General features: G+C 65.9%; 22 protein-coding genes and 1 tRNA gene. 11 read left to right on the top strand and 12 right to left on the bottom strand.

Going from position 1 to position 23,947, the window contains the following annotated elements:
- Positions 1–17 precede the first annotated feature (17 nt).
- Positions 18–1,202 (bottom strand): MarP family serine protease, encoded by a 1,185-nt coding sequence (locus ACNQPB_RS01255; protein WP_498748434.1) that lies wholly within the window; start codon positions 1,200–1,202, stop codon positions 18–20.
- 226 nt (positions 1,203–1,428) lie between these two features.
- Here ACNQPB_RS01255 and ACNQPB_RS01250 point away from each other — a divergent pair, with 226 nt between their 5' ends.
- Entirely contained in the window at positions 1,429–2,106 is a 678-nt protein-coding gene (locus tag ACNQPB_RS01250; RefSeq protein WP_013602309.1) for a Crp/Fnr family transcriptional regulator, read from the top strand.
- 535 nt (positions 2,107–2,641) lie between these two features.
- On the opposite strand, the gene ACNQPB_RS01245 is transcribed toward ACNQPB_RS01250, so the two are convergent.
- Genes ACNQPB_RS01245 through sp36 form a run of 3 tightly spaced genes read right to left on the bottom strand, consistent with a single transcriptional unit; the run spans position 2,642 to position 4,264 of the window.
- The gene (locus tag ACNQPB_RS01245; protein ID WP_498748432.1) at positions 2,642–3,553 is read right to left on the bottom strand and encodes an NUDIX hydrolase; all 912 of its coding nucleotides are present in this window, start codon (positions 3,551–3,553) and stop codon (positions 2,642–2,644) included.
- A 16-nt stretch (positions 3,554–3,569) separates the two neighbouring features.
- Positions 3,570–4,106, bottom strand: a complete 537-nt coding sequence (locus ACNQPB_RS01240; protein WP_498748430.1) for a RidA family protein — start codon at positions 4,104–4,106, stop codon at positions 3,570–3,572.
- A 2-nt stretch (positions 4,107–4,108) separates the two neighbouring features.
- A complete protein-coding gene (gene sp36, locus ACNQPB_RS01235) occupies positions 4,109–4,264 on the bottom strand; it encodes a Sp36 family protein (RefSeq protein ID WP_115789890.1) in 156 nt (51 codons plus the stop codon).
- Positions 4,265–4,301: 37 nt separating this feature from the next.
- Here sp36 and ACNQPB_RS01230 point away from each other — a divergent pair, with 37 nt between their 5' ends.
- The 7 genes from ACNQPB_RS01230 (at position 4,302) to ACNQPB_RS01200 (ending at position 13,300) form a co-directional block, all read left to right on the top strand.
- Entirely contained in the window at positions 4,302–6,581 is a 2,280-nt protein-coding gene (locus tag ACNQPB_RS01230; protein WP_498748428.1) for a transglycosylase domain-containing protein, read from the top strand.
- Entirely contained in the window at positions 6,582–7,529 is a 948-nt protein-coding gene (locus ACNQPB_RS01225; protein ID WP_498748426.1) for a metallophosphoesterase, read from the top strand.
- A gap of 3 nt (positions 7,530–7,532) precedes the next feature.
- Entirely contained in the window at positions 7,533–8,414 is an 882-nt protein-coding gene (locus tag ACNQPB_RS01220) for a LysR family transcriptional regulator (protein ID WP_498748424.1), read from the top strand.
- 122 nt (positions 8,415–8,536) lie between these two features.
- Positions 8,537–9,238, top strand: coding sequence for a type 1 glutamine amidotransferase domain-containing protein (locus ACNQPB_RS01215; RefSeq protein ID WP_498748423.1), 702 nt, complete (start codon positions 8,537–8,539; stop codon positions 9,236–9,238).
- A 251-nt stretch (positions 9,239–9,489) separates the two neighbouring features.
- Positions 9,490–11,304 (top strand): ABC transporter ATP-binding protein, encoded by a 1,815-nt coding sequence (locus ACNQPB_RS01210; RefSeq protein ID WP_498748421.1) that lies wholly within the window; start codon positions 9,490–9,492, stop codon positions 11,302–11,304.
- On the top strand, positions 11,301–13,130 hold the full coding sequence (locus ACNQPB_RS01205) for an ABC transporter ATP-binding protein (RefSeq protein ID WP_498748419.1): 1,830 nt from the start codon (positions 11,301–11,303) through the stop codon (positions 13,128–13,130). The genes ACNQPB_RS01210 and ACNQPB_RS01205 overlap by 4 nt, the downstream gene beginning before the upstream one ends.
- A gap of 93 nt (positions 13,131–13,223) precedes the next feature.
- Positions 13,224–13,300 (top strand) — tRNA-Pro (locus ACNQPB_RS01200).
- Between the two features lie 192 nt (positions 13,301–13,492).
- Here the strand turns inward: ACNQPB_RS01200 and ACNQPB_RS01195 are convergent.
- Positions 13,493–13,744 (bottom strand): hypothetical protein, encoded by a 252-nt coding sequence (locus ACNQPB_RS01195; RefSeq protein ID WP_498748418.1) that lies wholly within the window; start codon positions 13,742–13,744, stop codon positions 13,493–13,495.
- 140 nt (positions 13,745–13,884) lie between these two features.
- Here ACNQPB_RS01195 and ACNQPB_RS01190 point away from each other — a divergent pair, with 140 nt between their 5' ends.
- On the top strand, positions 13,885–15,162 hold the full coding sequence (locus ACNQPB_RS01190; RefSeq protein WP_498748416.1) for a helix-turn-helix domain-containing protein: 1,278 nt from the start codon (positions 13,885–13,887) through the stop codon (positions 15,160–15,162).
- A 40-nt stretch (positions 15,163–15,202) separates the two neighbouring features.
- Here ACNQPB_RS01190 and ACNQPB_RS01185 read toward each other — a convergent pair whose 3' ends face one another.
- The gene (locus ACNQPB_RS01185; RefSeq protein ID WP_498748415.1) at positions 15,203–15,637 is read right to left on the bottom strand and encodes a LapA family protein; all 435 of its coding nucleotides are present in this window, start codon (positions 15,635–15,637) and stop codon (positions 15,203–15,205) included.
- Positions 15,638–15,710: 73 nt separating this feature from the next.
- Positions 15,711–16,799: a fatty acid desaturase family protein gene (locus ACNQPB_RS01180; RefSeq protein WP_498748413.1), complete on the bottom strand. Its 1,089-nt coding sequence runs from the start codon at positions 16,797–16,799 to the stop codon at positions 15,711–15,713.
- Between the two features lie 442 nt (positions 16,800–17,241).
- Here ACNQPB_RS01180 and ACNQPB_RS01175 point away from each other — a divergent pair, with 442 nt between their 5' ends.
- Together ACNQPB_RS01175 and ACNQPB_RS01170 are read left to right on the top strand one after the other, a co-directional pair.
- The gene (locus ACNQPB_RS01175) at positions 17,242–17,412 is read left to right on the top strand and encodes a hypothetical protein (protein ID WP_498748412.1); all 171 of its coding nucleotides are present in this window, start codon (positions 17,242–17,244) and stop codon (positions 17,410–17,412) included.
- A 193-nt stretch (positions 17,413–17,605) separates the two neighbouring features.
- Positions 17,606–17,815, top strand: coding sequence for a hypothetical protein (locus ACNQPB_RS01170; RefSeq protein ID WP_498748410.1), 210 nt, complete (start codon positions 17,606–17,608; stop codon positions 17,813–17,815).
- Positions 17,816–17,844: 29 nt separating this feature from the next.
- Here ACNQPB_RS01170 and ACNQPB_RS01165 read toward each other — a convergent pair whose 3' ends face one another.
- From ACNQPB_RS01165 to ACNQPB_RS01145, 5 genes are all read right to left on the bottom strand, one after another.
- Positions 17,845–18,798, bottom strand: coding sequence for a phosphoribosylaminoimidazolesuccinocarboxamide synthase (locus ACNQPB_RS01165; protein ID WP_498748408.1), 954 nt, complete (start codon positions 18,796–18,798; stop codon positions 17,845–17,847).
- Positions 18,798–20,105, bottom strand: a complete 1,308-nt coding sequence (gene purD, locus ACNQPB_RS01160; RefSeq protein WP_498749059.1) for a phosphoribosylamine--glycine ligase — start codon at positions 20,103–20,105, stop codon at positions 18,798–18,800. The genes ACNQPB_RS01165 and purD overlap by 1 nt, the downstream gene beginning before the upstream one ends.
- 35 nt (positions 20,106–20,140) lie before the next feature.
- Positions 20,141–20,779, bottom strand: a complete 639-nt coding sequence (locus tag ACNQPB_RS01155) for a TetR/AcrR family transcriptional regulator (RefSeq protein ID WP_498748406.1) — start codon at positions 20,777–20,779, stop codon at positions 20,141–20,143.
- A gap of 27 nt (positions 20,780–20,806) precedes the next feature.
- On the bottom strand, positions 20,807–22,276 hold the full coding sequence (locus ACNQPB_RS01150) for an APC family permease (RefSeq protein WP_498748404.1): 1,470 nt from the start codon (positions 22,274–22,276) through the stop codon (positions 20,807–20,809).
- A 136-nt stretch (positions 22,277–22,412) separates the two neighbouring features.
- On the bottom strand, positions 22,413–23,849 hold the full coding sequence (locus tag ACNQPB_RS01145; protein ID WP_498748403.1) for a sugar porter family MFS transporter: 1,437 nt from the start codon (positions 23,847–23,849) through the stop codon (positions 22,413–22,415).
- Positions 23,850–23,947 lie beyond the last annotated feature (98 nt).

Below are 23,947 nucleotides of genomic sequence, written 5' to 3'. Positions count from 1 at the left end.
CGCGACCTCCCCGAAGGCTACTTCCGCGTGCACTGCCCGGGCGAGACCGCCGCGTTGAGTGACGGCGCCTGGGCGGCCACCGGGGCAAGCTCCTCCATGGTCAGCGCGTAACCGACGGCCACATCCGAGGTGGTCTTGGCGAAAATGACTCCGGACACCCGGCCCTGCTGGGACAACAGCGGCCCGCCCGAGTTACCCGGCTGCACATCGCCGGCGAGCTTGTAGACCTGTTCAGGCGCCGGGTTGTTGCCATAGATGTCCGGCACCAGCAGCGTGGACACCCCTTGGACGGCGGCCGGCTTGGACTGGAACGACCCGCCGTGCGGGTACCCTGCAAAAGCCGCGGACGAGCCTGTGGGCAGGTCCGACCCCAGCTGCAGCGGCGCGGTGGGCAGGCCCTCAACCGCGACGACGGCGAGGTCCCGCTTGCTGTCGAAATACACCACCCGGCCCGGCATCGCACCGCCGTCGGGCGTTTCCACCACCGGCTGCGGCACACCGGCCACCACGTGGGCGTTGGTCACGACGCGCCCGGGCGACACAACGAATCCGCTGCCCGTCTGGTTCTGGCCGCACTGGTAGGCGGTGCCGGCGATCTTCAGCACCGAACGCGCGGCGTTGTTCAGGGCAGGCGTGTCGGTACTGGCGTCGGGAACGGGAACCGGCGCCACCGGGCCGATCCCCTCGATGATCTTGGGAATCCCGTTGCCCATCACTGCCGAACGCAACTGCGCGACGGCGGCCTTGACCGGGTTGGGGGTCAGCGCGTCGATGGAGCGGATCACCTTGGATTCGGCGAGTTGCTGGGAGACGAACGGCACCCCCAGCGACGCGATGCTGACCGAGAGCATGGACATCACCAGCGCCGCGACGGCAACGCTGGCGAAGCCGCCGAGCAGGCGGTCCAGGGCGTGCAGCGGCTGGATCCGCACGGCCTTGCGGATCTTCTGTCCCACCCAGGTGCCCAGGCCGTGCCCGAGCACGATCAGCACCAGCGCGGTGGCAACAATGGCGGTCAGGCGCCAGCCGCTGTCCGGCACCCAGCCGCTCACGAGGGGAACGGAGACGACGGCGGCCATCGCCCCGGCGGCAAAACCCGCCACACCTCCCAGAGTGACCAGGAAACCATTGCGCAGGCCATAGATCAGGTAGGAAAGGAGCGTCAGAATCAACGCCAGATCCAGGATGGTCAAGCCGAACACCAATGCTCCTCACAGCCGGGGTAAGCCCCAATTGTAAATGCGGACCCTGACACCCAGCCGACAGCCGGGACCCCGCAGCGGCCCGTGGTATCCCTCACGATGCAGGCCATTTTCGGTGAAATCCGCCTGATTTCGGGCGTTTCGGCTGCCAAGTACGTCACAGAGCCCGAAAAATTCTGGAACAATGACTGGAGCGCCACTGCCGAACTTTTACTCAGGAGATTTCATGGACATCGAGGTACTGCGCCGCGCACCCCTCTTCGCCACCCTTGACGACGACGCCTTCCGTCTGCTCACGGACGAGCTGACCGAAGTGGACCTTTCCCGCGGGGCTTCGGTGTTCCGCGAGGGCGACCAGGGTGACCAGCTCTACTTCATCGTGTCCGGCAAGGTGAAGCTCGGCCGCACCTCCCCCGATGGCCGCGAGTCCCTGCTGGCCATCCTCGGCCCGGGCGAACTCTTCGGCGAAATGGCCCTGTTCGATCCCAGCCCGCGCACCGCCACGGCCACCGCCGTTTCGGAAACCCGTCTGGCCGGCCTGAAGAACGAAAGCCTCAACACGCTGCTGCGCACCCGCCCCGAGGTGTCCGCCCAGCTCCTGCAGGCACTGGCCCGCCGCCTGCGCCGCACCAACGATTCCCTCTCCGACCTCGTCTTCTCGGACGTCCCCGGCCGCGTTGCCAAAGCACTGCTGGACCTGGCTGACCGCTTCGGCCGCCCCGCCACCGACGGCGTCCTCGTAGCCCACGAGCTCACCCAGGAAGAACTGGCCCAGCTCGTCGGCGCTTCCCGCGAAACCGTCAACAAGGCCCTCGCCGAATTCGTCCAGCGCGGCTGGCTGCGCCTGGAAGCACGCGCCGTCGTCATCCTGGACATGCAGCGCCTGCGCCAGCGCTCCCGCTAAGCCGTCAAGCACGAAGGCCGGTTCCGCTTGGAACCGGCCTTCTGCGTTTCTTGCGTCCGTTGTGGTCACCTTGGGTGGCGGAGACGGCTCCCGCGGTGCGCACCTCCGTTGTGGTCACCTGAGACGCAGACAACGGCCCTCCGCCGTCGCTTAGACACAACGCAAAGGGGCACCTGCGGTCGCTGAGCGACCTCCGGCACCCGATGCGTTGCGATGCGCTCCTCTGCAGAGACCCGCCGCCTGCTTGCCGGACCCCCCCGTTGGGCTCCTAGGCAAGCAGGCACCCGAGGTGCGAGACATGGCGGACGGCGGTCCTTCCGAAAGGAGCGCATCGCGGTCGATCGCGTCGCGCAGGTCGCTCAGCGACCGAAGCGGCGCCTATCGGCCGTAAGCGTCGTCCCGAGGGCCCCGACGCGAGCTTGCGAGTGTTGGGAAGGGACCTACGCGCTAAGCGACGCGGAAGGGCCGTCTCCGCCACCCAAGGCGACCACAGCGGATCGCCCCAAAGGCGACCCCGGAGAGGCAAGGAAGAGGGTCAGCGCTCCCGGTGGGGTTCTCCTGCGACCGTGTGGGCTGCTTCGACTTCGAGCATCAGCACGCCGTTTTCTTCGACCAGTCGGGGCTGGTAGACGTGGTGCTTGCGCTTGTAGCTGAGGTAGGCAATGCAGCCCTGGGCGGCGGCCATCTTTTCGAGCATGATTTCCGAGCCCGGGACGAGGAGCTGGCCCAGGGTGAGGCCGATGGTGTTTTCCTGGCCGATTTCGTCGCCGAGGGTGGTGGTGTCGCGTTCGGCGATGAGTTCGAAGGCACGGACCCACCGGCCCCAGACGCCCTTGCTCTGGAGGAGGGACGGGCTCTGGCCGACGGGGACAGTGGCTGCGAAGTAGCGGGTGTTGAAGCGGCGGTGCGCGAAATCGGGGCTGAGCCAATTGACCAGCGGCTTGAGCAGGTCGGTGCGCAGGGAGAGCCCGCGCTTGGCCAGGACGTCGGTGAAGGACTTGTCCTGGTTGGCGACGGCCTCGCGGGCCTTCATCCATTCCGGCGTGGACGTTGCTTCCACCGTGGTGGAAAGGTCCGGTCCGGCGAGGAGGACGCCGGTTTCTTCGAACAGTTCGCGGATGGCTCCCACCACGTGGCGGCGGGCCAGCCCGACGTCGGTGGTTCCGAGCGCCTCGGCCCACTGCTGGGGTGACGGGCCCAGCCAGCCGAGGGCGTCGTCGTCGCTGGTGTCCAGCGAGCCGCCCGGGAAGGAGACCACGCCGAGCGGGGAGGAACCGGGGCGGTACCCCATCCACGTCTCCAGGCCGCCAGGAGCGTCACGGAGCAGGACTACTGACGATGCGTATCGCGCGGCGCGGGGACTCCGTTCGCCGAGCTGGAGCCAGTTCCGTGCTGCCCCCTCAAGTTCAGGGGGCAACACGAACAGGCGTCGGGCTAGCTGAGGCAATTGCTGTGACCGGTTCCTAGCTGAATTCCGCGATCAGTTCGACCTCGACGGGAGAGTCGAGCGGCAGAACCGCAACGCCGACGGCGGAGCGTGCGTGGATGCCGGCGTCGCCGAAGACCTTGCCCAGGAGTTCGGAGGCGCCGTTGATGACGGCGGGCTGGCCGGTGAAAGCGGGGTCGGAGGAAACGAAGCCGACCACCTTGACGATCCGGGTGACGCGGTCGAGGTCGCCGATGACACTCTTGACCGCGGCCAGGGCGTTGATGGCGCACACTTCGGCGTAAAGCTTTGCGTCTTCCGGAGCAACAGTGGCTTCCTCGGACTGGCCTTCGTCGCCGGTGGAGACCTTGCCCGTAGCTGGGAGTTTGCCATTAACAAACGGCAGCTGGCCGGAGGTGTAGACGTAGTTGCCGGAAATAACCGCCGGAACGTAGGCGGCTACCGGTGCGGCCACCTCCGGAAGGACGAGGCCGAGTTCTGCGAGGCGGCGCTCGACGGCGGAGGCCGGAGCCGGAGTTTCCGCGCCAGATGTGGTTTCTGCGGGGCTTGTCATAGTTACTGCTTCTCCCTCTTAAGGTAGGCCACAAGACCATTTCCATCGGGTCCGGTGACTACCTGAACAAGTTCCCAGCCATCCTCGCCCCAGGTGTCGAGGATCTGTTTCGTGGCGTGAATAATGAGCGGAATCGTCGCGTACTCCCATTTGGTCATGAGAGAAAGCGTAGCCCTTGCCGGTAAAGTGGAAAACATGGTGACTCGCAAGAACCCCATATTCGATACTGCCACCACCCTGGGAAAGATCATCGCATTCCTCGGCGTGAGTGCCGTTTGCGGTGTCCTGGTGGCAGGCCTGCTGGTCCCCGCGGCCGCCCTTTCGGGCAGCACGGCCAGCGGCTCCATCCAGTTCTTCGACACGCTGCCGGCGGAGCTCCAAGTGAACCCGCCCAGCCAGTCCACCAACATCCTGGCCAGCGACGGTTCCAAGATCGCCTCGATTTACAAGGAGAACCGCACCAGGGTGCCGCTGGACCAGATGAGTCCCTTCATCAAGGACGCAATCGTCGCGGTCGAAGACAGCCGCTTCTACGAACACGGCGGCATTGACACCACCGGCATCCTGCGTGCCGTGGTCAGCACCGCGCGTGGCCAGAAGCAGGGCGCGTCCACCATCACGCAGCAGTACGTGAACAACGTCATCAACGAATCGCTTGTCTCCCAAGGCAAGGAGAACGACGTCAAGCTCAACGGCGTCAACAAGGGCGTGGGCGACAAGCTGCGCGAAATGAAGCTTGCGATCGCTCTGGAGAAGAAGTTCTCCAAGGAGCAGATCCTCGAGGGGTACCTCAACATCGTCTTCTTCAACCGGGATGCCTACGGCATTGAGGCCGCGTCCCGGTTCTTCTTCAGCACCACGGCCAAGAACCTCACCCTGCCCCAGGCAGCGCTCCTGGCCGGCGTCGTCAACAGCCCCTCCTACTACGACCCCATCACGAACCCGGACCACGCCAAGTCCCGCCGCGACCTCGTGCTGCAGCTCATGTTGAACCAGGGCAAGATCAAGAAGGCCGACTACGACAAGGCCGTGGCCACGCCGGTCACCACCAAGGTCACCCCGGCCCGCCAGGGTTGTGCATACGCCACCTCCGCGCCGTACTTCTGTGACTACGTGCTGCACCTGCTGCTGAACAACCCGGCCTACGGTGCCACTCCTGACGAGCGCACCAACCGGGTCATGCGCGGCGGCCTGACCATCAAGACCACCCTGGACCCCAAGGCCCAGGCCGTGGCGCAGCAGCAGGTCAATGCTTCCGCCGGCGCCAACCCGGACAAGTGGGGTGCCGCGCTGGTTTCGGTCCAGCCGAAGACCGGCAAGATCGTTTCGATGGCCCAGAACACGGTGTGGTTGCCTGCAGCGGGCAAGTTCCAGGCAGAACAGAACTTCAACGTGGACGTCCTGGACGCCAACGGCAATGACCTCAACGGCCTGGGCGGTTTCCAGACCGGCTCTACCATGAAGCCCTTCACTTTCGCGGAATGGCTCAACGAGGGCAAGTCCATGAATACGACGATCAACGCTGCGGTCCGAAAGTACCCGATCGATTTCCCGTGGCGGAACACCTGCCCCACCCCGACCAACGGCTGGTATGACAGCAATGTGGACGGCAGCCAGGACCTGCAGAACAACGAAGACGGTTACTACCGCCCCATGAGCGTGCTGTACGGCCTGATGAACTCGATCAACACGGCGACGTTCGCCTCGGCCTCACAGCTGGACCTGTGCGGCATCCAGAAGATCGTGGACGCCACCGGCATCCACGAAGGCCTGCCTGCCCGGGACAAGGACGGAAAGGTCACCAACCCGCACCCGCAGATCCCGATGACCACGCTGGCCAACCTGCTGGGCTCCCGCCAGACGGCACCGCTGACCATGGCCAGCGCCTTCGCGACCTTCGCCAACGACGGCCGCTACTGCGAGCCGATCGCCATCGAGTCCGTGACGGATTCCTCCGGCGCCAAGCTTCCGGCGCAGTCCAGCAACTGCCGGGAGGCCATTTCCCCGGAGGTCGCGCATGGTGTCAGCAAGGGCCTGCAGGAAGTGTTGAACAGGGGCTCGGGTTTCTGGATCCAGCCGCGTATCTCTACGAGCACCACCTTCCCTGTTGCGGCCAAGACCGGTACCAACAACTCGAACGGCTCCACTTGGGTGGTCGGTTACACCACGGGCCTGGCCACCGCCACCTGGTTCGGCGACCCGCTGGGTGACCAGGGACGCTACGGCCGTAACCTCACCATCAACGGCAAGTTCTACCCGAACATCGACGGCTACATGATTGCCGGCCCGCAGTTTGCCAACTACATGCTGCAGGTGGCCCCTCGCTACGGCACGGATCCGTTCCCTGCGCCCCCCTCGAATCTCGACTATGTCGCCCCGGCACCGACCCCGACGCCGAAGGACACCAAGAGCGGCGACACGAAGAGCGGAGACACGGGTACAGGCAACAAGGGCACCAGCCCGAAGGACAAATAGTTGACCGCCCAGGGAAATCTGGCAGGCCGCGTTCGTGATTTCGGACGCGGCCTTGCCGTCACTGCCGCCGTCGGCGCCACGGCGGGCGCAGCTGCCGCCGCCTACGGCTGGTGGGAGAAGGACCAGTTCACCCTGCGCGAGGAAACCCTTCCGATCCTCCCGGCCGGTTCGGCGCCGATGCGGGTGCTGCACCTGAGCGACATCCACTTCGTGCCTGGCCAACACAAGAAGGCGGCCTGGCTCCAGTCCCTGGCGGACCTGGCGCCCGATCTGGTGGTCAACACCGGCGACAACCTCAGCCACCCCAAGGCCATCGACCCGGTGCTGGAGGCGCTGCGCCCGCTGCTGGCCCTGCCCGGCGTATTCGTCCCGGGCTCCAATGACTACTACGCCCCCGTCATCAAGAACCCCATCAGCTACTTCCTGGGCCCCAGCCGACTGCGCGAGGACCCCGTCAAACTGGACTGGCCTCGCCTGCGTTCCGGTTTCGGAATGTCCGGCTGGATCGACCTCACCAACCGGCACCAGTCCGTTCCGCTGAACGGCGTCCGCCTGGATTTCTCCGGCGTCGACGATCCCCATCTCAATCGGGAACGCTATGCCGGGTGGCCCCGCGGCACCGCCGGCCAGGACCAGCGCCCGCACCTGCGCATCGCCGTCATCCATGCGCCCTACCAGCGCGTGCTCGACCACTTCACCGAGGCTGACGCGGACCTGATCCTGGCCGGCCACACCCACGGCGGACAGCTCTGCATCCCCGGCTACGGCGCGCTGGTCTCCAACTGCGACCTTCCCACCTGGCGCGCCAAGGGCCTGAACGACTGGGAAAGCAAGGGACACACGACGCCGGTGAACGTCTCCGGCGGGATCGGCACCTCGCGCTTCGCTCCGGTGCGGATCGCCTGCCGCCCGGAGGCCGTACTGCTGACGCTGGCCCCGCGCGCCTAGCTGATGGCCGCGCCGGACCTCGAACACCTCCGGACCTTCGTCACGGTGTACCGCACGGGGTCGTTCACCGAGGCCTCGGTCTTGATCGGCATCTCGCAGCCCACCGTCACCAGCCACATCCGGGCGCTCGAGACAAGCCTGGGCTATCCGCTCTTCACCCGGCAACGCACCGGCGTCGCTCCCACAACGCGGGCGGAAACGCTAGTCCGCGAAGTTGCCCCACACGTCGACGCACTGGACGACATCACCAGCCCGTTTTCCGGAACCGGAAAGGCAGCAGCCATCCAGTTCGGCGGTCCGGCGGAACTCACCGGCCACTTGCTCCTTCCCCGCCTCAAGGAGCTGACGGATGCGGCGGGAGCGTCCATCAGGATCAACTTCGGCCTGGCCGATGAACTCCTTGAGCAGCTGCGCATCGGAACCCTGGACGTGGTGCTCAGCGCGGTGCTACCGCGTGTCCGCGGCATCCAGTCAGAACCGTTCTTCGACGAGGAATTCGCCCTGGTGGCGGCGCCCGTGTGGGCTGAAACCGCAGGTCTTGAAGAGCACTTCAACGGCATCCCGGTGGTGGCCTACGCGGAGAACCTGCCGATCATCCGGCGCTACTGGCGCGCGGTGTTCGGGCAGCGTCCCGCCGGGCTGAAGACAGCCGCCGTCATCCCGGACCTCCGGGGCATCCGCGCTGCCGTGGAATCCGGCCTGGGCATGTCGGTGCTGCCGGCCTACCTCATCGGTAAGGAGCTCGCGGAAGGCTCCCTCGTGCAGTTGCACTCCCCTGAGGTACCGCCGCTCAACACAGTGCACCTGGCTATGCGCTCCGGCGAACTCGGCCGCAACCCGAGCCTGCGTTCCTTCGTAAGGGCGCTCCAAACCCTCAAGCCCTAATAGCGATTCCCCCGGAACTTCCCGCTAGGAAGCAGCATCAGGAATCCGATGGGCCGCCAAGATTTTCCGATCACCGGGCGGGCAGTGCCGCAGGCATACTCAGTGGCGTCGAAAGGAACACAATGTCCAAGATCCTCATGGTCGCCACGGCGGCAGATTCCCTCGCCCTCGCCGACGGCTCCGAACACGCCACCGGCTTCTGGGCCGAAGAACTCGTTGTCGCCCACCGCGAACTGACCACCGCGGGCCACGACGTCGTCATCTCAACCCCCGCAGGTAAGCGCGCCCCGGTGGATCCCGGCTCGCTCATCGTCGCGAATGTGGGCAGCGAAGAGACGGTGACGGAGCTTTCCTCCTACCTGGACGGAATCGCCGCCGAACTGAAGGCTCCGCTGTCGCTCGAAGATGTGACGGCGGCGGACTACGCCGCGATTGTTCTGCCAGGCGGCCACGGCCCCATGGCCGACCTGGCCTTCGACTCCGCTTTGGGTGCCATCCTGGGAGAAGCGGACGACGCCGGCATGGTCATCGCGCCGTTCTGCCACGGACCGGCGGGACTGCTGAGCGCTGTCCGCCCCGACGGCAGTTTCGTCTTTGCCGGCCGCAAGCTCACCGTCTTCACCGACGATGAAGAACTCACCGGCGGCCTGGGCGAAAACACCCCGTGGTTCGTTGCGGCCAAACTGCGGGAACGCGGAGCCGTGACCGAAGCCGGTGCCGCCTGGACCAGCTATGTAGTGCGCGACGGAAACCTCATCAGCGGCCAGAACCCGCAGTCCAGCGCCGCGGTGGCAGCCGCCGTCATCGACGCAATGCAAGGCTGAACCCGCCCCACAAACAGCACCAAGGCCGTTCCCGGAATACCGGGAGCGGCCTTCCTGTTTCCCCGAATAATCCGACTTGCGAGGTTACGGATCACGCGATTACGGATCACGATAAGTGGTAAAACATTTCACCCACTGCTGGTTTCTCCTGTGAAGGGAATCACGCATGGCATAGGGTAGTTGCTGAAGGAAACTACCTCCACCGTCTGAAGATCCACACCGACTGAAGATCCAGCTGTTGAGAAGCGGGCATGTCCAAGCAAACGTCTTTCTTTACGTCCATCAAACGCCTCTATCCCCATGTCCGGCCGATCATCCCCCGGCTTTTCCTGGGCCTGCTCAGCGCCCTGCTCGCCAGCGTGGTGGCCTTGGCCATCCCGCAGGTCCTCCGGGTCCTGGTCAATGACTTCCTCAAGCCCGGCGGCACGGGAAGCGCGGTGTGGATTTCCGCCGTCGTGGTCCTGCTTCTCGGCACCGCCGAGGCGGGGCTGGTGGCGCTCCGGCGCCAGTTCGTCATCAACCCAGCCACGACGGTGGAGACCCGCATGCGGGTCTCCCTCTACGGCCACCTGCAGGACCTCACTGTGTCCTTCCACGACCGCTGGGGCTCGGGGCAGCTGCTTTCCCGCGCGATGAGCGACCTGAACTTCCTGCGCCGCTGGATGGCTTTCGGCGCAATCATGCTGGTGGTCACTACCCTGACCGTGGCGATCGGCGTCGGCGTCATGTTCACCATGAGCTGGCAGCTGGCACTGATCTTCCTGGCCGCGGCCCTGCCGATCATGGTCTACTCCTTCCGGTTCCGGCGGCGGTTCAGCCTGGTGGCGCGGCTCAGCCAGGACCAGGCCGGCGACCTCGCCACCACCGTCGAGGAATCGGTGCACGGCATCCGTGTCCTCAAGGCCTTCGGGCGCAGCCGCGAGGCGCTGGAAAACTTCAACGGCCAGGCTGAGGAACTGCGGCAGACCGAGATTGCCAAGGCCAAGCAGCAGGCGGAGTTCAGCCTGGTGGTGACCTTGCTGCCGGAGCTGGCCCTCGGGATCGGGCTCGTCGTCGGGATCATGCTGGCCTCCACCGGCGAGCTGAGCATCGGGTCCCTGGTGGCCTTCTTCGCCACCGCCGCGGTGGTGGCGGCGCCGGTGGAATTCTCCGGAATGCTGCTGGCGATGGCCCTGACGGCCAAGACCGCCCTGGACCGCCACTTCGAGGTCATGGACACGGTCAACACCATCGCCGGTCCGGAGTCGCCGCGGACCCCACGCGAGGTGCGCGGCGGCTTGCGCTTCGACCACGCCTCCTTCGCGTTCGACGACGGCGGTCCCCTCCTGCACGACATCACCCTGGACATCCGCCCGGGCGAGACGATGGCCCTGGTGGGTGTCACGGGAAGCGGCAAGAGCGCCCTGCTCCAGCTGGTGCCCCGCCTCTACGACGCCTCCGGCGGCTCGGTGCGGATCGACGGCGTGGACGTGCGGGACTTCAGCCTCGAGGAGCTGAGGACGGTGGTGGCCGTGGCCTTCGAAGACACCACCCTGTTTTCCAGTTCCGTGCGGGAAAATGTGCTCCTCGGCGCCCCGGTAGCTTCGGAAGCCGCGCTGGACGAGGCCCTGGATGTGGCCCAGGCGCATTTTGCGTACTCCCTGCCTGAGGGCGTGGACACCCTGATCGGCGAAGAGGGGCTCAGCCTGTCCGGCGGGCAGCGCCAGCGTATCGCCCTGGCCCGGGCGATCGCCGCCAGGCCGCGCGTACTGGTTCTGGACGACCCGCTCTCGGCACTGGATGTCAACACCGAGGAACTCGTCGAGGCCCGGCTCCGCGAAGTCCTCAAGGACACCACCACGCTGATCGTCGCGCACCGGCCGTCCACCGTTGCCCTCGCAGACCGCGTGGCCCTGCTCGAGGACGGGCGGATTTCCGACGTCGGGACCCACACCGAGCTCCTGGCAAGGAACCCGCACTACCGCTTCGTGATCGCGAGCCTCGACGAAGGCCCGAAGGACCTGGACAGCCACCTTGAAGACAGCGAACTGGACGAACTGGAAGAAGCCGGGGAGGCACGGCGATGAGTAGTTTCGGTACATCCAACGAAGACAACGCACACCTCAGCCGCTCCGACAGCAAGGCCGTCCGCCGCCGCTCCCTCGCGCTGCTGGGTTCGCTGATCAAGCCCGTGCGCATCAGCTTCTGGCTCACGCTGGCCATGGTGGTGCTGTCCCAGGCCACCAGGGTGGCAGGTCCGGCCATCATTGCCTTCGGCATCGACCACGCCCTGCCGGCACTGCAGTCGGGCAGCAACGGACCGCTCGTGCTCGCGGGTGTCTTCTACCTCGCGGCCGCGGTGGCAACGGCTGTCCTCACGGCGCTCTACGTCACGTCCACGGCGCGGCTGAGCCAGACCATGCTCCTGGACCTGCGCCTGCGGGTATTCCGCCACACCCAGCGGCTCAGCCTCGAGTTCCACGAACGGTACACATCGGGGCGCATCATCGCCCGGCAGACCTCCGATCTTGAAGCCCTCCGCGAACTGCTGGACTCCGGCGTCAGCTCCCTGGCGTCCGGACTGCTGTTCATGGTCTTCACGGCCATCACGGTCTTCGCCCTCGACTGGCGCAGCGGATTCATCATGCTCGCCGCCGGCGTCCCGATGTTCTTCCTGGCCCGCTGGTACCAGAAGCACTCGCAGATCGCTTTCCGGGAATCACGCGTGGTTTCCGCGCGGCTGATCGTGCACTTCATCGAGACCATGACCGGCATCCGCGCCGTCAAGGCCTTCCGCAAGGAGCGGCAGAACGCCGAGCGCTACGGCGAACTCTCGGAGGATTACCGCAGGGTCACGGTGCGGTCGATCAACCTCAACGGCATCTTCCAGCCAGGCCTGGTGCTGATCGGCAACGTGTGCGTCGCCGTCGTGCTGCTCTTCGGCGGCTTCCGGGTGCTCAGCGGGGAACTCGCCGTCGGCGTCCTCCTGGCCCTGATCCTGTCCACCAAACGCTTCTTCCAGCCCGTGGACCAGATGGCCATGTTCTACAACTCCTTCCAAAGCGCCCAGGCAGCCCTGGAGAAGGTGTCGGGACTGCTGGAGGAGGTTCCGACGGTGCGGCCGCCGAAGAACCCGGTTCCGCTGCCCCGCGCCCGCGGCGAGATCGCTTTCCGCGACGTGGAGTTCGGCTATGGTGCCGGCAAGACGGTGGTGCCCCGGCTTAACCTGCACATTCCCGCAGGCCAGACCGTGGCCCTCGTGGGCCAGACCGGTGCCGGCAAATCCACGCTCGCGAAGCTGATCGCCCGCTTCTACGACGTCACCGGCGGTTCCCTGACCCTCGACGGCGTGGAACTGCGGGATCTGGACGGCAGCGATCTGCGCCGCGCCGTGGTCATGGTCACCCAGGAGGCGTTCCTTTTCAGCGGTTCGGTGGCGGACAACATCGCCCTGGGACGCCCAGACGCTTCGCGTGCCGAAATCGAAGCGGCCGCCCGTGCCGTCGGCGCCCACGACTTCATCGCGGGGCTGCCCGAAGGCTATGACACCGACGTCAACAAGCGCGGCGGACGTGTTTCAGCCGGGCAGCGCCAGCTGATCAGCTTCGCCCGGGCGTTCCTCGCGGCGCCGGCGGTACTGATCCTTGACGAGGCCACGTCGTCCCTGGACATCCCTTCCGAACGCCTGGTGCAGGCCGGGCTCTCCAGGCTTCTCGCAGGCAGTAAACCAGGCGGGGCATCCGGGCGCACGGCGATCATCATCGCGCACCGCCTCTCCACCGTGGAATCCGCCGACAGGGTGCTGGTCATCCACGACGGAGAAGTGGTGGAAGACGGTTCCCCCGCAGAACTAATCAGCGGCGGCGGTCGCTTCGCGGCGCTGCACGGAGCCTGGCGGGAGTCGCTCGTCTAAGGGATCGTGGAGACGCTCCGGCGGCGCGGGGCGCCGATTTCGCATCCGGGGCACGGATCCGCTATCCTTGAACACGTTGCTTTTGCAGCGGATCGGGATGTAGCGCAGCTTGGTAGCGCGCTTCGTTCGGGACGAAGAGGTCGCAGGTTCAAATCCTGTCATCCCGACCAATTACAGAAGGGTCTTCCATTTGGGAGGCCCTTCTTGTTTAAGCAAAACAATTCGCTGCCCGGTTTTTCCGGAGGCCAGTCAAAAACATTCCATTGGCCTGTTTAACCATTTTGCGCCCGGCCCGCCGGCAACCCAAAAAGAAATCACCCCGGCGCCCAGACGCCGGGGTGATTTCTCAAATCAGTTGAATATTACATGGGGTCCGGCCAGTTGCCGATGGCCTGGGCGCGCATGGGGTCCGGCCAGTTGCCGATGGCCTGGGCGCGCATCGGATCAGGCCAGTTGCCGATGGCCTGTGAGCGCATGGGATCGGGCCAATTGCCGATGCTGAGCACGGTATGGATGGCGTTTGCTACAGGGGCTGCGGAGATGACGGCCGGAGCCGCTGCCGTGAATGCAAGAGCGCCCGCCAAGGCGACAGATGCAGCGATCTTCTTGAACATGGTTTTCCCTCGATGCGAGTCGGATTCGTTATGGAAATTAGTGCGGTCCCTGTTGACACACATTGTAAAATGTTTTCCACAGAGGCTGTCAAGGTTAACTCGCAAAGACAGCGCTAAAGCGCCATATCTAGGAGGACGCGGTGGGCAACGGATTCGGAGAAAAGCTCCGTGCCGAGCGGCTCGAACGAGGACTCACCCAGGCCGAACTGGGTAGGGACCTCTACTCCCCCAGCTATATTTCGTTGCTGGAGACCGGCCGCCGCGAACCCACTGCCGAGGTTATCGAAGAACTCGCCCGCCGGCTCGAGCTGGCACCCAAGGCTTTGGAAGCCTGGAGCCAGCCGGTGTCCGTCAGCGATGCCGAATACGTACTTGCCGGCCTCTACGCGCGCCAGGCCTGGGACCTCCGGGACTACCCGCTGGCGGCCAGCCACGCAGCGGCCGCGGCGCAGATCGCATTGGAAGCACGCAACACCAGTGCTTGGTGGAACATGACCTACATGCAGGCCGAATGCGTTATGAAGCAAGGCCAGCTCAAAGAGTGCCAGAAGATCATCCAGCATCTCCTGGAGCACCCCATGGCCACCGAATCGGCGGGCCTCGGCGTCCGCGCCCGCCAGATGCTCGCCGCGGTCTGCCACGGTCAGGGGCAGCTGGCCACCGCCGTCGAACATGCCACCGAGGCGGTCCAGCTCAGCCTGCAGCTCCCCAAGGGCTCCACCCTGATCATCGGCGCGCACCGGGCCCTCATCGGTGCGCTGGCCGAAAGCGGCAAGCTGGACGAGGCCTGGAAATACTGCGAATCCATGATGGCGCAGATGGACGAGCATTCCATGTCCCAGCTCGCGGGCGAGGTTGCCTGGGTGGTGGGCAACGTGGCGTTCATGCGGCACGACTATGCCGAGGGCATCAAGCACCACGAACGCGCAGCGAAGCTCCTCTCCCCCGCGAACGATATCGAACTCTGGGCCCGCTTCAACAAGGCCTCGGCTGCCGTCAGGTTGTCCTCCGGCATCGTGGAACCCGAGACGCTCTCGGCCATCGAGCGCGCGGAGCTCGCCTTGTCGATCGTGGGCGGCAACAAGACCGACCAGCTGGAAGTGGCGTTCATCCGTGCCCGATGGCTCTACCTCACGGGAGATATCCTGGCCGCCGTCGACAAGCTCCGTGAAATCCACGCGGACCGTGGCGAGCTGGCCCGGCACACCGCTGGCGAGGTGTCCTTCCTGCTCGGCAAGGCCCTCAAGGCCGCGGGCGAGAACGCAGATGCCCTGGTCTACCTTGAGGAAGCGCAGGCGGACTTCACGGCCGCGGGTGCAGCGGACCGCGTCCAGCAGGCGATGGATTCGCTTCTGGAGATCCGCCTCGCCGAACGGCGCGCCCAGGCGGCCAGCCACGCTGCGAACTCCCCCAAGTAGCCGAATCCCGGAAAAAAGACAGGGTCCCCGTAGGGTCCATTCATGCCTCGGGCCGATGACGGCGCGTCCGCTGGGGGCCACCTTCTTTGATCGTTCCCTGAAGGGGCGGTTGGCTGCGCTTGGTGAGCTGCCTAACTTTGCGGGCGTTGGAGCGGAGTTGGATGATCCTTGCCGCGCCCGCGACAGCTACGACTATTCCCCCGCCCACGCTGGCGATGAATAGTGCCATTCCCAGAGCGAGCGTGCCTTCGAGGCCGAGGAACATTACCCTGGCGGGTTCCTGATTCTGCAGGATGAAGATGATCAGCAGCACTAGCATGATGAGCGCTACGACAACGGCCACCCAGACCACACCGGACCGGGTTGGCTTGGGCCTTGCCACAGTGGGAAGGGAGGAGGCGGTTTCCGAAGTCGCTCCTGCCTGGGGCTGCTGCTTCGGCGGCAGGCTTCCGGGCGTCACTGGTTCCGATGCCATTATTGGTCACTTTCCTCTCGGTACACTTCAATCCTCCGCTCTTGAGCGGCCCGCGGCACCCCCGCGCCTCCATTCATCGTGGCCTGTGGTTTTCCGCAACGGGGCATTCGAATGGTCCACCAGCCATCAGGCCGACGGCGTTCAGGTAACGGACCACGATCGCGTAGGAGGCGATGAGGTTGGTCTCGGTGTAGGGGATTCCCTGCTCCAGGCAGGTGGAGCGCACCAACGTGGCTGCACGGTGCAGGTATGGACGGGGCATATCCGGGAACAGATGGTGTTCGATCTGGCGGTTTAGCCCACCCATGAGAGTGTCCATGAACCAGCCCCCGGCGATGTTGCGTCCCGTAATTACCTGACGGTGAAGGAAGTCCGCTCGGCTGGATGCTGGCATGACGGGCATGCCCTTGTGGTTGGGCGCGAACGAGGCGCCCATGTAGAACCCGAATACGCCCACCTGCACGCCGAGGAACGCGAACGCCATGCCAACGGGCAGGATCCAGAACACGAGCACCGGAACCAAGAGCAGCCGCATCGTTAGCAGCGGGATCTCGACCCACCGGTGATCAACGCTCCCGCGGCGAAACAGGTACTTCAACGAATCAACGTGCAGGCTCAGGCCAAGGAAGAACAGCAGTGGGAACAGCAGCCATCCCTGCCGGCGCGTCACCCCGATCATCAAGCCGGTACGCGAAGCCGCCGCCTGCGGATGGAAGGCGATCGCCCCGGTGTGGATATCCGGATCCTTATCGATCATATTGGGGTGGTTGTGGTGACGGGTATGCTTCCGGGTCCACATGGCGTAGCTGATCCCCACCAAACCGGTCCCGATAAGGCGGGCGGACCACTCATTCATACCCTTGGATGCGAAAATCTGACGGTGTGCTGCTTCGTGGGCCAGAAATCCAAACTGGGTCAGCACCACGCCCATGCTGGCGGCGATCAGCAGTTGGAACCAGGTGTCCGCAAGCAGGATGAATCCGGTCCAGGTGCCCGCCCAGGCTGCCATCAGTATGACGAAGACGGTGATGTAGAAACCGCGCCTGCGTCGTAGCAAGCCGGCCTGCCGCACCTGCTTGAGGAGAAGGACGTAACTGTTGACCACTTGGTTCGGGGACTGGCGCTGGCGTGGATTTTCAGCCTCTGAAGGTGCTTTTTCCATGATGCCTCGAACCGCTCGGGGGCGCAGCGCTGTAGATCCGGCGCTACCTACCCTTGCCCAAAGAATACGCCCGCGTGGACCGGGGCGGAATGGCCTTGCACCCCGCGCAGATTCATTTCGTTTGTAAGCTGCCGGCACTCGCGGATACCTTGGCGGTCCAGGGCAGGAAATTGCCCGGCCACGTGGTGCGGCGCCGCAGGAAGAAGCCTTCGGCTGGTGGCCTTGATAAGGGTGCTGGTAAGTGCAATTAATGATCTTGTGGCCATGGTCGGCGCCCCAACACAACAGGGGCAGGCCTGCCGTTCACAAAACGAGCCCTTCGAAGGTGCCGGGGGCGCCTTGCGAGGAACCAACAGCCGCGATTGGGCTGTACTGAACATATCGCAAGGGGAATCCGAAAACCTCGGTGCGGATTCCCGCAAGGAAACGGAATGCGTTCACCATGAACACGCTTCTAATTGTTGTAGGCGTCATCGCCATAGTCCTGCTCTTGGTCGGCGGATTCACGCCGTCACTGAGCTTCCTGCTGTGGGTTGGCGTGATCGTCTTGGCCCTCGCCGCCATCGGCTGGCTCCTCAGCTTCACCTCCCGACGGCGATCCCACGGCGTCTAAGGCTGGCTTGGTCAGGAGTCCGGTCTTCTCCCCCAGTCCGGACCTCCCGACCCGCAGCCTTCCCAGCCCTGGCCGTCAAGGCCAGTCACCTCCACCGCCGGGAACCGTTGGCCGGGTTTCCGGCACGCAGGACGCCGGCCCCGTAGCCACGGACCGGCGTCTCTCAAGTCGCAAGCAGTCAAGGAACAATGCAATGAACGGGAATCCCAGAGACCCGGCACCGAGCGAGGTGCCCCCGGACCCCACCGCAAGTCCGCGCGAGGGCTTCCCGTTCGATGCCACGCAGGACCCTCCCGTGGAGGACCCCGACGCCAACCCTACGGATGGCCCGGGAACCAATCCGCAGGAGCGCCCCGAGGGGAACCCTGCCTTGGAAGATCCGCAGAAACGCCCGGGACGGTAGGCGACGACGCCCACTTGCTACCGGTCGTGTCAGGCGAAGCTGCGGCCGGTGAGCTTCTCGTATGCCTCGACGTAGCGGGCGCGGGTGCGTTCGACGACGTCGGCCGGCAGCGCGGGCGGCGGGGTGTCGGATGCGCGGTCCCAGCCCGATTCGGCGGACGTCAGCCAGTCCCGGACGTACTGCTTGTCGAAGGACGGCTGCGCCTTGCCCGGTTCGTAGCTTGCGGCGTCCCAGAAGCGCGAGGAGTCCGGGGTGAGGACCTCGTCGCCCAGGGTGATGACGCCGCTGGCGGCGTCCACACCGAACTCCACTTTGGTGTCGGCCAGGATGATGCCGCGGCCCCGGGCGATTTCCTCAGCCCTGGCGTAGATGGCAAGCGTGAGTTCGCGGAGCCGGTCGGCGACGTCGGGACCCACAGCGTCCACTACGGCCTCGAAGGTGATGTTCTCGTCGTGCTCGCCCACCTCGGCCTTGGCCGACGGCGTGAAGATGGCTTCCGCCAGGCGGGAACCGTCAACCAGGCCCTCCGGCAGCGGGATGCTGCACACGGTGCGGGACTCCTTGTATTCGGCCAGGCCGGAGCCCGTGAGGTAGCCGCGGGCGATGCACTCGACGGGGAACATGTCCAGCTTCTTGCAGATCATGGCCCGGCCCTCGACGGCTTCGGGAACACCGCCGGCCACGGTGGAGGCCAGCACGTGGTGCTCCACTCCGAGCTGATCGAACCACCACAGGCTCAGCTGTGTGAGGATCCGGCCCTTGTCCGGGATCTCGCTGGAGAGGACGTGGTCGTACGCGCTGATCCGGTCGCTGGCCACCACCAGGACGCAGTCCTGGCCCATCTGTTCCCTGATCGATTCGTCGGCGGGCACGTAGAGGTCGCGGACCTTGCCGGAGTAGACGTGCATCCAGCCGGGAAGGTCGAGCGTCTCCGCGGCAAAGCCGCCCTTGTTCGATTCGGTGCTGTTGAGTTCGGTCATCATCAGCCCTTCACCGCCGGGATGGTACCCGTGGTCGGGGATACCCGGATTTCGCCGCGGGCTGCCTTGCCTGCGATGTCAGTGCGGTACTGGCTGCCTTCGAGCTGGACCAGCTCGACGCCGTCGTACGCCCGTTCGCGGGCCTCCACCAGGTCACTGCCGAGCGCGACGACGGCGAGCACGCGCCCGCCGGCGGAGACAACCCGTCCTTCCTCGTCCAGCTTGGTGCCGGCGTGGATGACGTGGACGCCCTCAAGGCCTTCGGCCTTCTTCAGTCCGGTGATACGGTCGCCGGTGCGCGGGGTGTCCGGGTAGTTTTCGGCCGCGACGACGACGGCGACTGCGGACTCCCTGGACCAGCGCAGCTCTTCCGCGGTGTCCAGTTCGCCCTTGGCAGCCGCCAGCATGAGGGAACCGAGCGGGGTCTTGAGTCGGGCCAGGACGGCCTGCGTTTCGGGGTCCCCGAAGCGGGCGTTGAATTCGATGACGCGGGTGCCGCGGGAGGTCAGGGCCAGGCCGCAGTACAGCACGCCGACGAAGGGGGTGCCGCGGCGGGCCATCTCGTCCACGGTGGGCTGGGCCACGCGGTCGATGACTTCCTGGACCAGGCCTTCGGGCGCCCAGTCCAGCGGGGTGTAGGCGCCCATGCCGCCGGTGTTGGGGCCTTCGTCATTGTCGAAGATGCGCTTGAAGTCCTGCGCGGGGGAAAGCGGCACGGTGGTGCGGCCGTCGCAGAGGACGAAGAGGGAGACCTCGGGGCCATCCAGGTACTCCTCGATGACCACGGTTCCGCCGGCGTCGAAGCAGGCCTGGGCGTGGGCCAGGGCCTCGGCGCGGTCGTTGGTGACCACGACGCCCTTGCCGGCCGCCAGGCCGTCGTCCTTGACCACGTGCGGGGCGCCGAAGGTGTCCAGCGCGTCGGCGGCCTCCTCGGCGTTGGTGGCGACGCGGGCCATCGCGGTGGGCACGCCGGCTTCGGCCATGACCTCCTTGGCGAAGGCCTTCGATGCTTCGAGCTGGGCTGCGGCCTTGCTGGGGCCGAACACCGGGATGCCGGCTTCGCGCACGGCGTCGGATACACCGGCTGCGAGCGGGGCCTCGGGACCTACGACCACCAGGTCCACCGTGAGCTTGCCGGCCAGCTGGGCGACGGCGGCGGGATCGTTGCCGTCGATGGCGTGCGTGGGGACCAGCTTGGCGATGCCGGCGTTGCCCGGAGCCGCGTGGACCTCGGACACGTTTGGATCTTCGAGCAGGGAGCGGACAATGGCGTGTTCGCGGCCGCCGGGGCCAATGACGAGTACCTTCACAGTCTCCAAGGGTACTTTGTGCGGCCTGCCGGGACCTAAGCGGTGTCCCGGATGGCCGCCTTCAATCCCGCCGCGAGGACGTCGGCGAGGAAGGCGAAGCGATCGGTCCTGCTGGCGGCCACGGCGTCCAGTGCCATGGACAGGTGGGGGTAGTCCTCATGCCCGGCCTCGCCGACGCTCCACGCCGCCTCCATGGTGAAGGCGTCGAGGCTGGCGCCGATTGCTGCGCTGTCCAGGGCTTCGATCGCGGGGATGATCAGATGCAATGGGGTTCCGGCGTTTTCGAAGGCCTCCACAAAGCTGTCGTACAGGCCGAGGGCGGCCGGGTGGGTGACCGGCTGGATAAGCAGCAGCGGCAGGAGGCCGGGCACCTGGCGATAGGCAGTGAACATTGACTCGAAGGTCTGGCGGATGACGCCGTCGAGCGTGTCCGGGAACCGTTCCGGCACCGGGGCGCGCTCCACGAGCGCACCCCGGGCCAGCTCGATGATTTCCTGGCGGCCGCTGACGTGCTTGTAGAAGGAGGACTGGGTGACCTCGAGCCGCTCGGCGAGCTTGGGCAGTGAGAGGTCCTCCCCCGCCTCGAACATGGCCAGGGCGGCGCGGCCGATGGCCTTACGCGAAAGCCTCGGGGTGAGGGGGCGCCCCATCTTCTTCTTCGCCGAAGTCTGCATCCCTCCAGCCTAGGGTCAAGGGGCGGTTCACTCAGCGTGTCCGATGCGCTGGTAGGCGGCCGGGTTGACGCGCCGGAGGACGACGGCGAGCACAACTCCTGCGGCGAACACCAGCGGGGCAATGACCAGCAGCGTGGTGTTGACCGGGTCTCCGGCGGGCAGCCCGGTGAGCAGTTCCGCGTTGGCCGCCATGAGGAAGGACACCACCACCATGAGCACCGTGGCGATGATCGCCGAGGGAACCACATACCAGCGCAGGGTCCTGTCCCGGCGGCGGACGAAGAAGACCACGACGCCGATTCCGGTCAGCGCCTGCAGGAAGAGGATGCCCAGCACGCCGGGGGTGTTGGTCCAGATGAGGAACTGGGTGAACGGGTCGAGCTGGAAGACGGCCGCGGCGCCCACCAGGACGAGGGCGAGGATGGTCTGTTCGACTCCGGCGACCGACGGCGTGCTGTACCGCGGGCTGATCCGGCCGGAATGCTTGGGAAAGATGCCCTCGCGGCTGAGTGAGAGCGTGTAGCGGTTGATGGTGTTGTGGAAGGAAAGCTGGGAGGCGAAGATGCTGGTCACGATCAGGACGCTCATGAGGCTGACGCACCAGTTGCCCGCGAATTGGCCGGCCATGATGTAGGCGGTGTCGCCGGTGTCGAGGTGGCCGGCGGCGAAGTCCTGGATGGCCTTGGGGCCGAAGGCCTGCACCATCATCCACACGGAGAAGGCGTAGAACGCTCCGATGAACGCGATGGAGATGTAGGTGGCGCGGGGGACGCTGCGGTCCGGGTCGCGGGCTTCTTCCCGGTAGAGGGCGCCGGATTCGAAACCCATGAAGGCCGAGAAGCCGAGGGAAATGACCGCGGCGAACTGCGGGGAGAAGATGGCCTCGGGGCTGAAGGAATCGAAACCGATGCCTTGGGCTCCGCCCTTGCCGAGCACGAAAACGGCCACGATCGCCACGATCACCGTTTCCAGGGTGAGAAGGACCGCGAGCACCTTGGCGCCGACGTCGATGCCGCGCCAGCCCAGGTACCAGACGGCGGCGATGGCCACGAAGGCGTAGAGCCACCACGGCAGCGAGACGCCGGTGAGGCCCTTGACGGCGAGGTCCGCCTGGATGCCGAGCAGCCCGTAGAGGCCGATCTGGAGGCCGTTGTAGCTGATCCAGGCGGTGAGCCCGGAACCGAGGCCGATCACCCGGCCAACCGTCTTGGAGATGTAGCCGTAGAAGCCGCTGTAGGACTTGACGTGCCGGGTGAGCGCCATGAAGCCGATGGCGAAGAGTGCCAGGCCCAGCGCGGCGACGATGTAGATGACCGGTGCGGCCACGCCGCCGACCGCGAGCGCGAGCGGGGCGATGCCCACCACGATGGTCAGCGGAGCGGCGGCGGACACGAGCATGTAGACGATGTCCCGCGTGCCGATCGCGTTCTTTTTCAGGCCGCCGGGGGCGGTGTTGGTGGACGGCGCCGTTGCCGTCTCATCTTTAGTGAAAGCCATTCACTTATGTTGATGCAGATCACATAGCCGGTCAAGAGGCAGTGGGCAAGTCACAGGATTTTTGACGTTCCATGATGCCGTTAAACGCCTGGGAGCATGCCCGTTCGGGCATGCTCCCAGGTGTGTGCGCCGGGGCTCAGCGCTGGACTGCCGCGGCCTCTACAGGAGCTTCCTTGGCTTCCCAGCGGCCGCCGTTCTCCCAGAAGATCCGGATGTCCTCGAGGTTGCGGCCCTTGGTTTCGGGGGCCAGGCGGCGGACGAAGAAGAATGCCGCCACGGCCAGGGCGCCGAAGACGGCGAAGGTGCCGGCCCCGCCCAGTCGCTGGAGCATGGTGAGGAAGAAGGCGGAAACCACCACGTTGGCGATCAGGTCCGAGGTGAGCATGGTGCTCGCGCCGAGGGAACGCAGGCGGGCCGGGAAGCTTTCGCCGGCGTAGACCCACACCAGGGCACCGAAGCCGAAGGTGAAGCCCACGGTGAAGAGCAGGACGCCCAGGAAACCGAGCACCGTGAGGGCGCCGCCGAAGGACTGGCCGGCCAGGAAGACGCCGATCAGAAGCGCGTTGGCTACTACCATCATGCCGATGCCGCCGAGCAGGATCGGCCGCCGGCCCACCCTGTCAACGAGGGCAAGGGAGACGAACACGGCCACGAGGGATGCCGCCTGGACCAGGGCCGGCAGGAGCAGCAGGGCCTCATTGCCACTGAATCCCATGGCTTCAAAGATGCGCGGGCTGTAGTAGACCACGGCGTTGATGCCGGTGATCTGGATGAAGAAGCCCAGGCCCACCACGAACACGGTGGCGCGCAGGAAGGGCTTGCGGAGCATTTCCTTGAGGGCGCCGGACCTGGCTCCGGACTTGCGTCCGCCGGATTCCTCGGCGAGCGCGGCCCGCATGCCCTCGATCTCGGCGTCGATGTCGGAGTCCGGCTCGATCGTGGTGAGGGTGCGGCGGGCTTCCTCGAAGCGGCCCTTCATGACGTACCAGCGCGGGGTGTCCGGGAGCCGGAGGAGGATGGCCAGCACTGCCACCGCGGGAACTGCGGCCAGGCCCAGCATCCAGCGCCATTCGCCGGTGGAGGACAGCGCCCAGGAGGCGATGTAGCCCAGGATGATCCCGATGACGGTGGCCACCTGGTAGGCGACGAGCATGGCGCCGCGCACCTTGGCCGGCGAGCTCTCGGCGACGAAGACGGGGACGACCACCACGGAGATGCCGATGGTCAGGCCCAGGAACAGGCGGGCGATCATCAGGACCGGAATGCCGGGGGCGAACGCGCTCAGCAGGGCGAAGCCGGCGTATGAAGCGGCGACTGCCACCATGGACGCCTTGCGGCCGATGCGGTTGGAGAGCCAGCCGCCCATCAGGGCGCCAAGCACTTCGCCAACGACGACGGCGGTGGTCACCATCTCCTGGTCGCTCGTGGAGAGGTGGAATTCCTTGGTCAGGAACAGCAAGGCGCCGGCGATATTGGACAGATCGTAGCCGTAGATCACGCCGACGGCGGCTGCAGTCGCGCCGATCAGGAGGCCGAGCCGCGGGGTGCTGCGCAGGTCATTCAGGAGAGACATCGGTGTCCTCGGGGTCTGGGAGACAGGGGGCTGAATTGGTGTAGACCAACTTGAATTAGATTGGCATAGACCAATCTGCCCGTCAAGAGTTAAGATCG

Source organism: Curtobacterium sp. LFS079, from assembly GCF_047977865.1.
Classification (GTDB): domain Bacteria; phylum Actinomycetota; class Actinomycetes; order Actinomycetales; family Micrococcaceae; genus Arthrobacter.
Note: the sequence above shows the minus strand (reverse complement) of the source record. Positions and strands in the feature narration are given on the sequence as shown.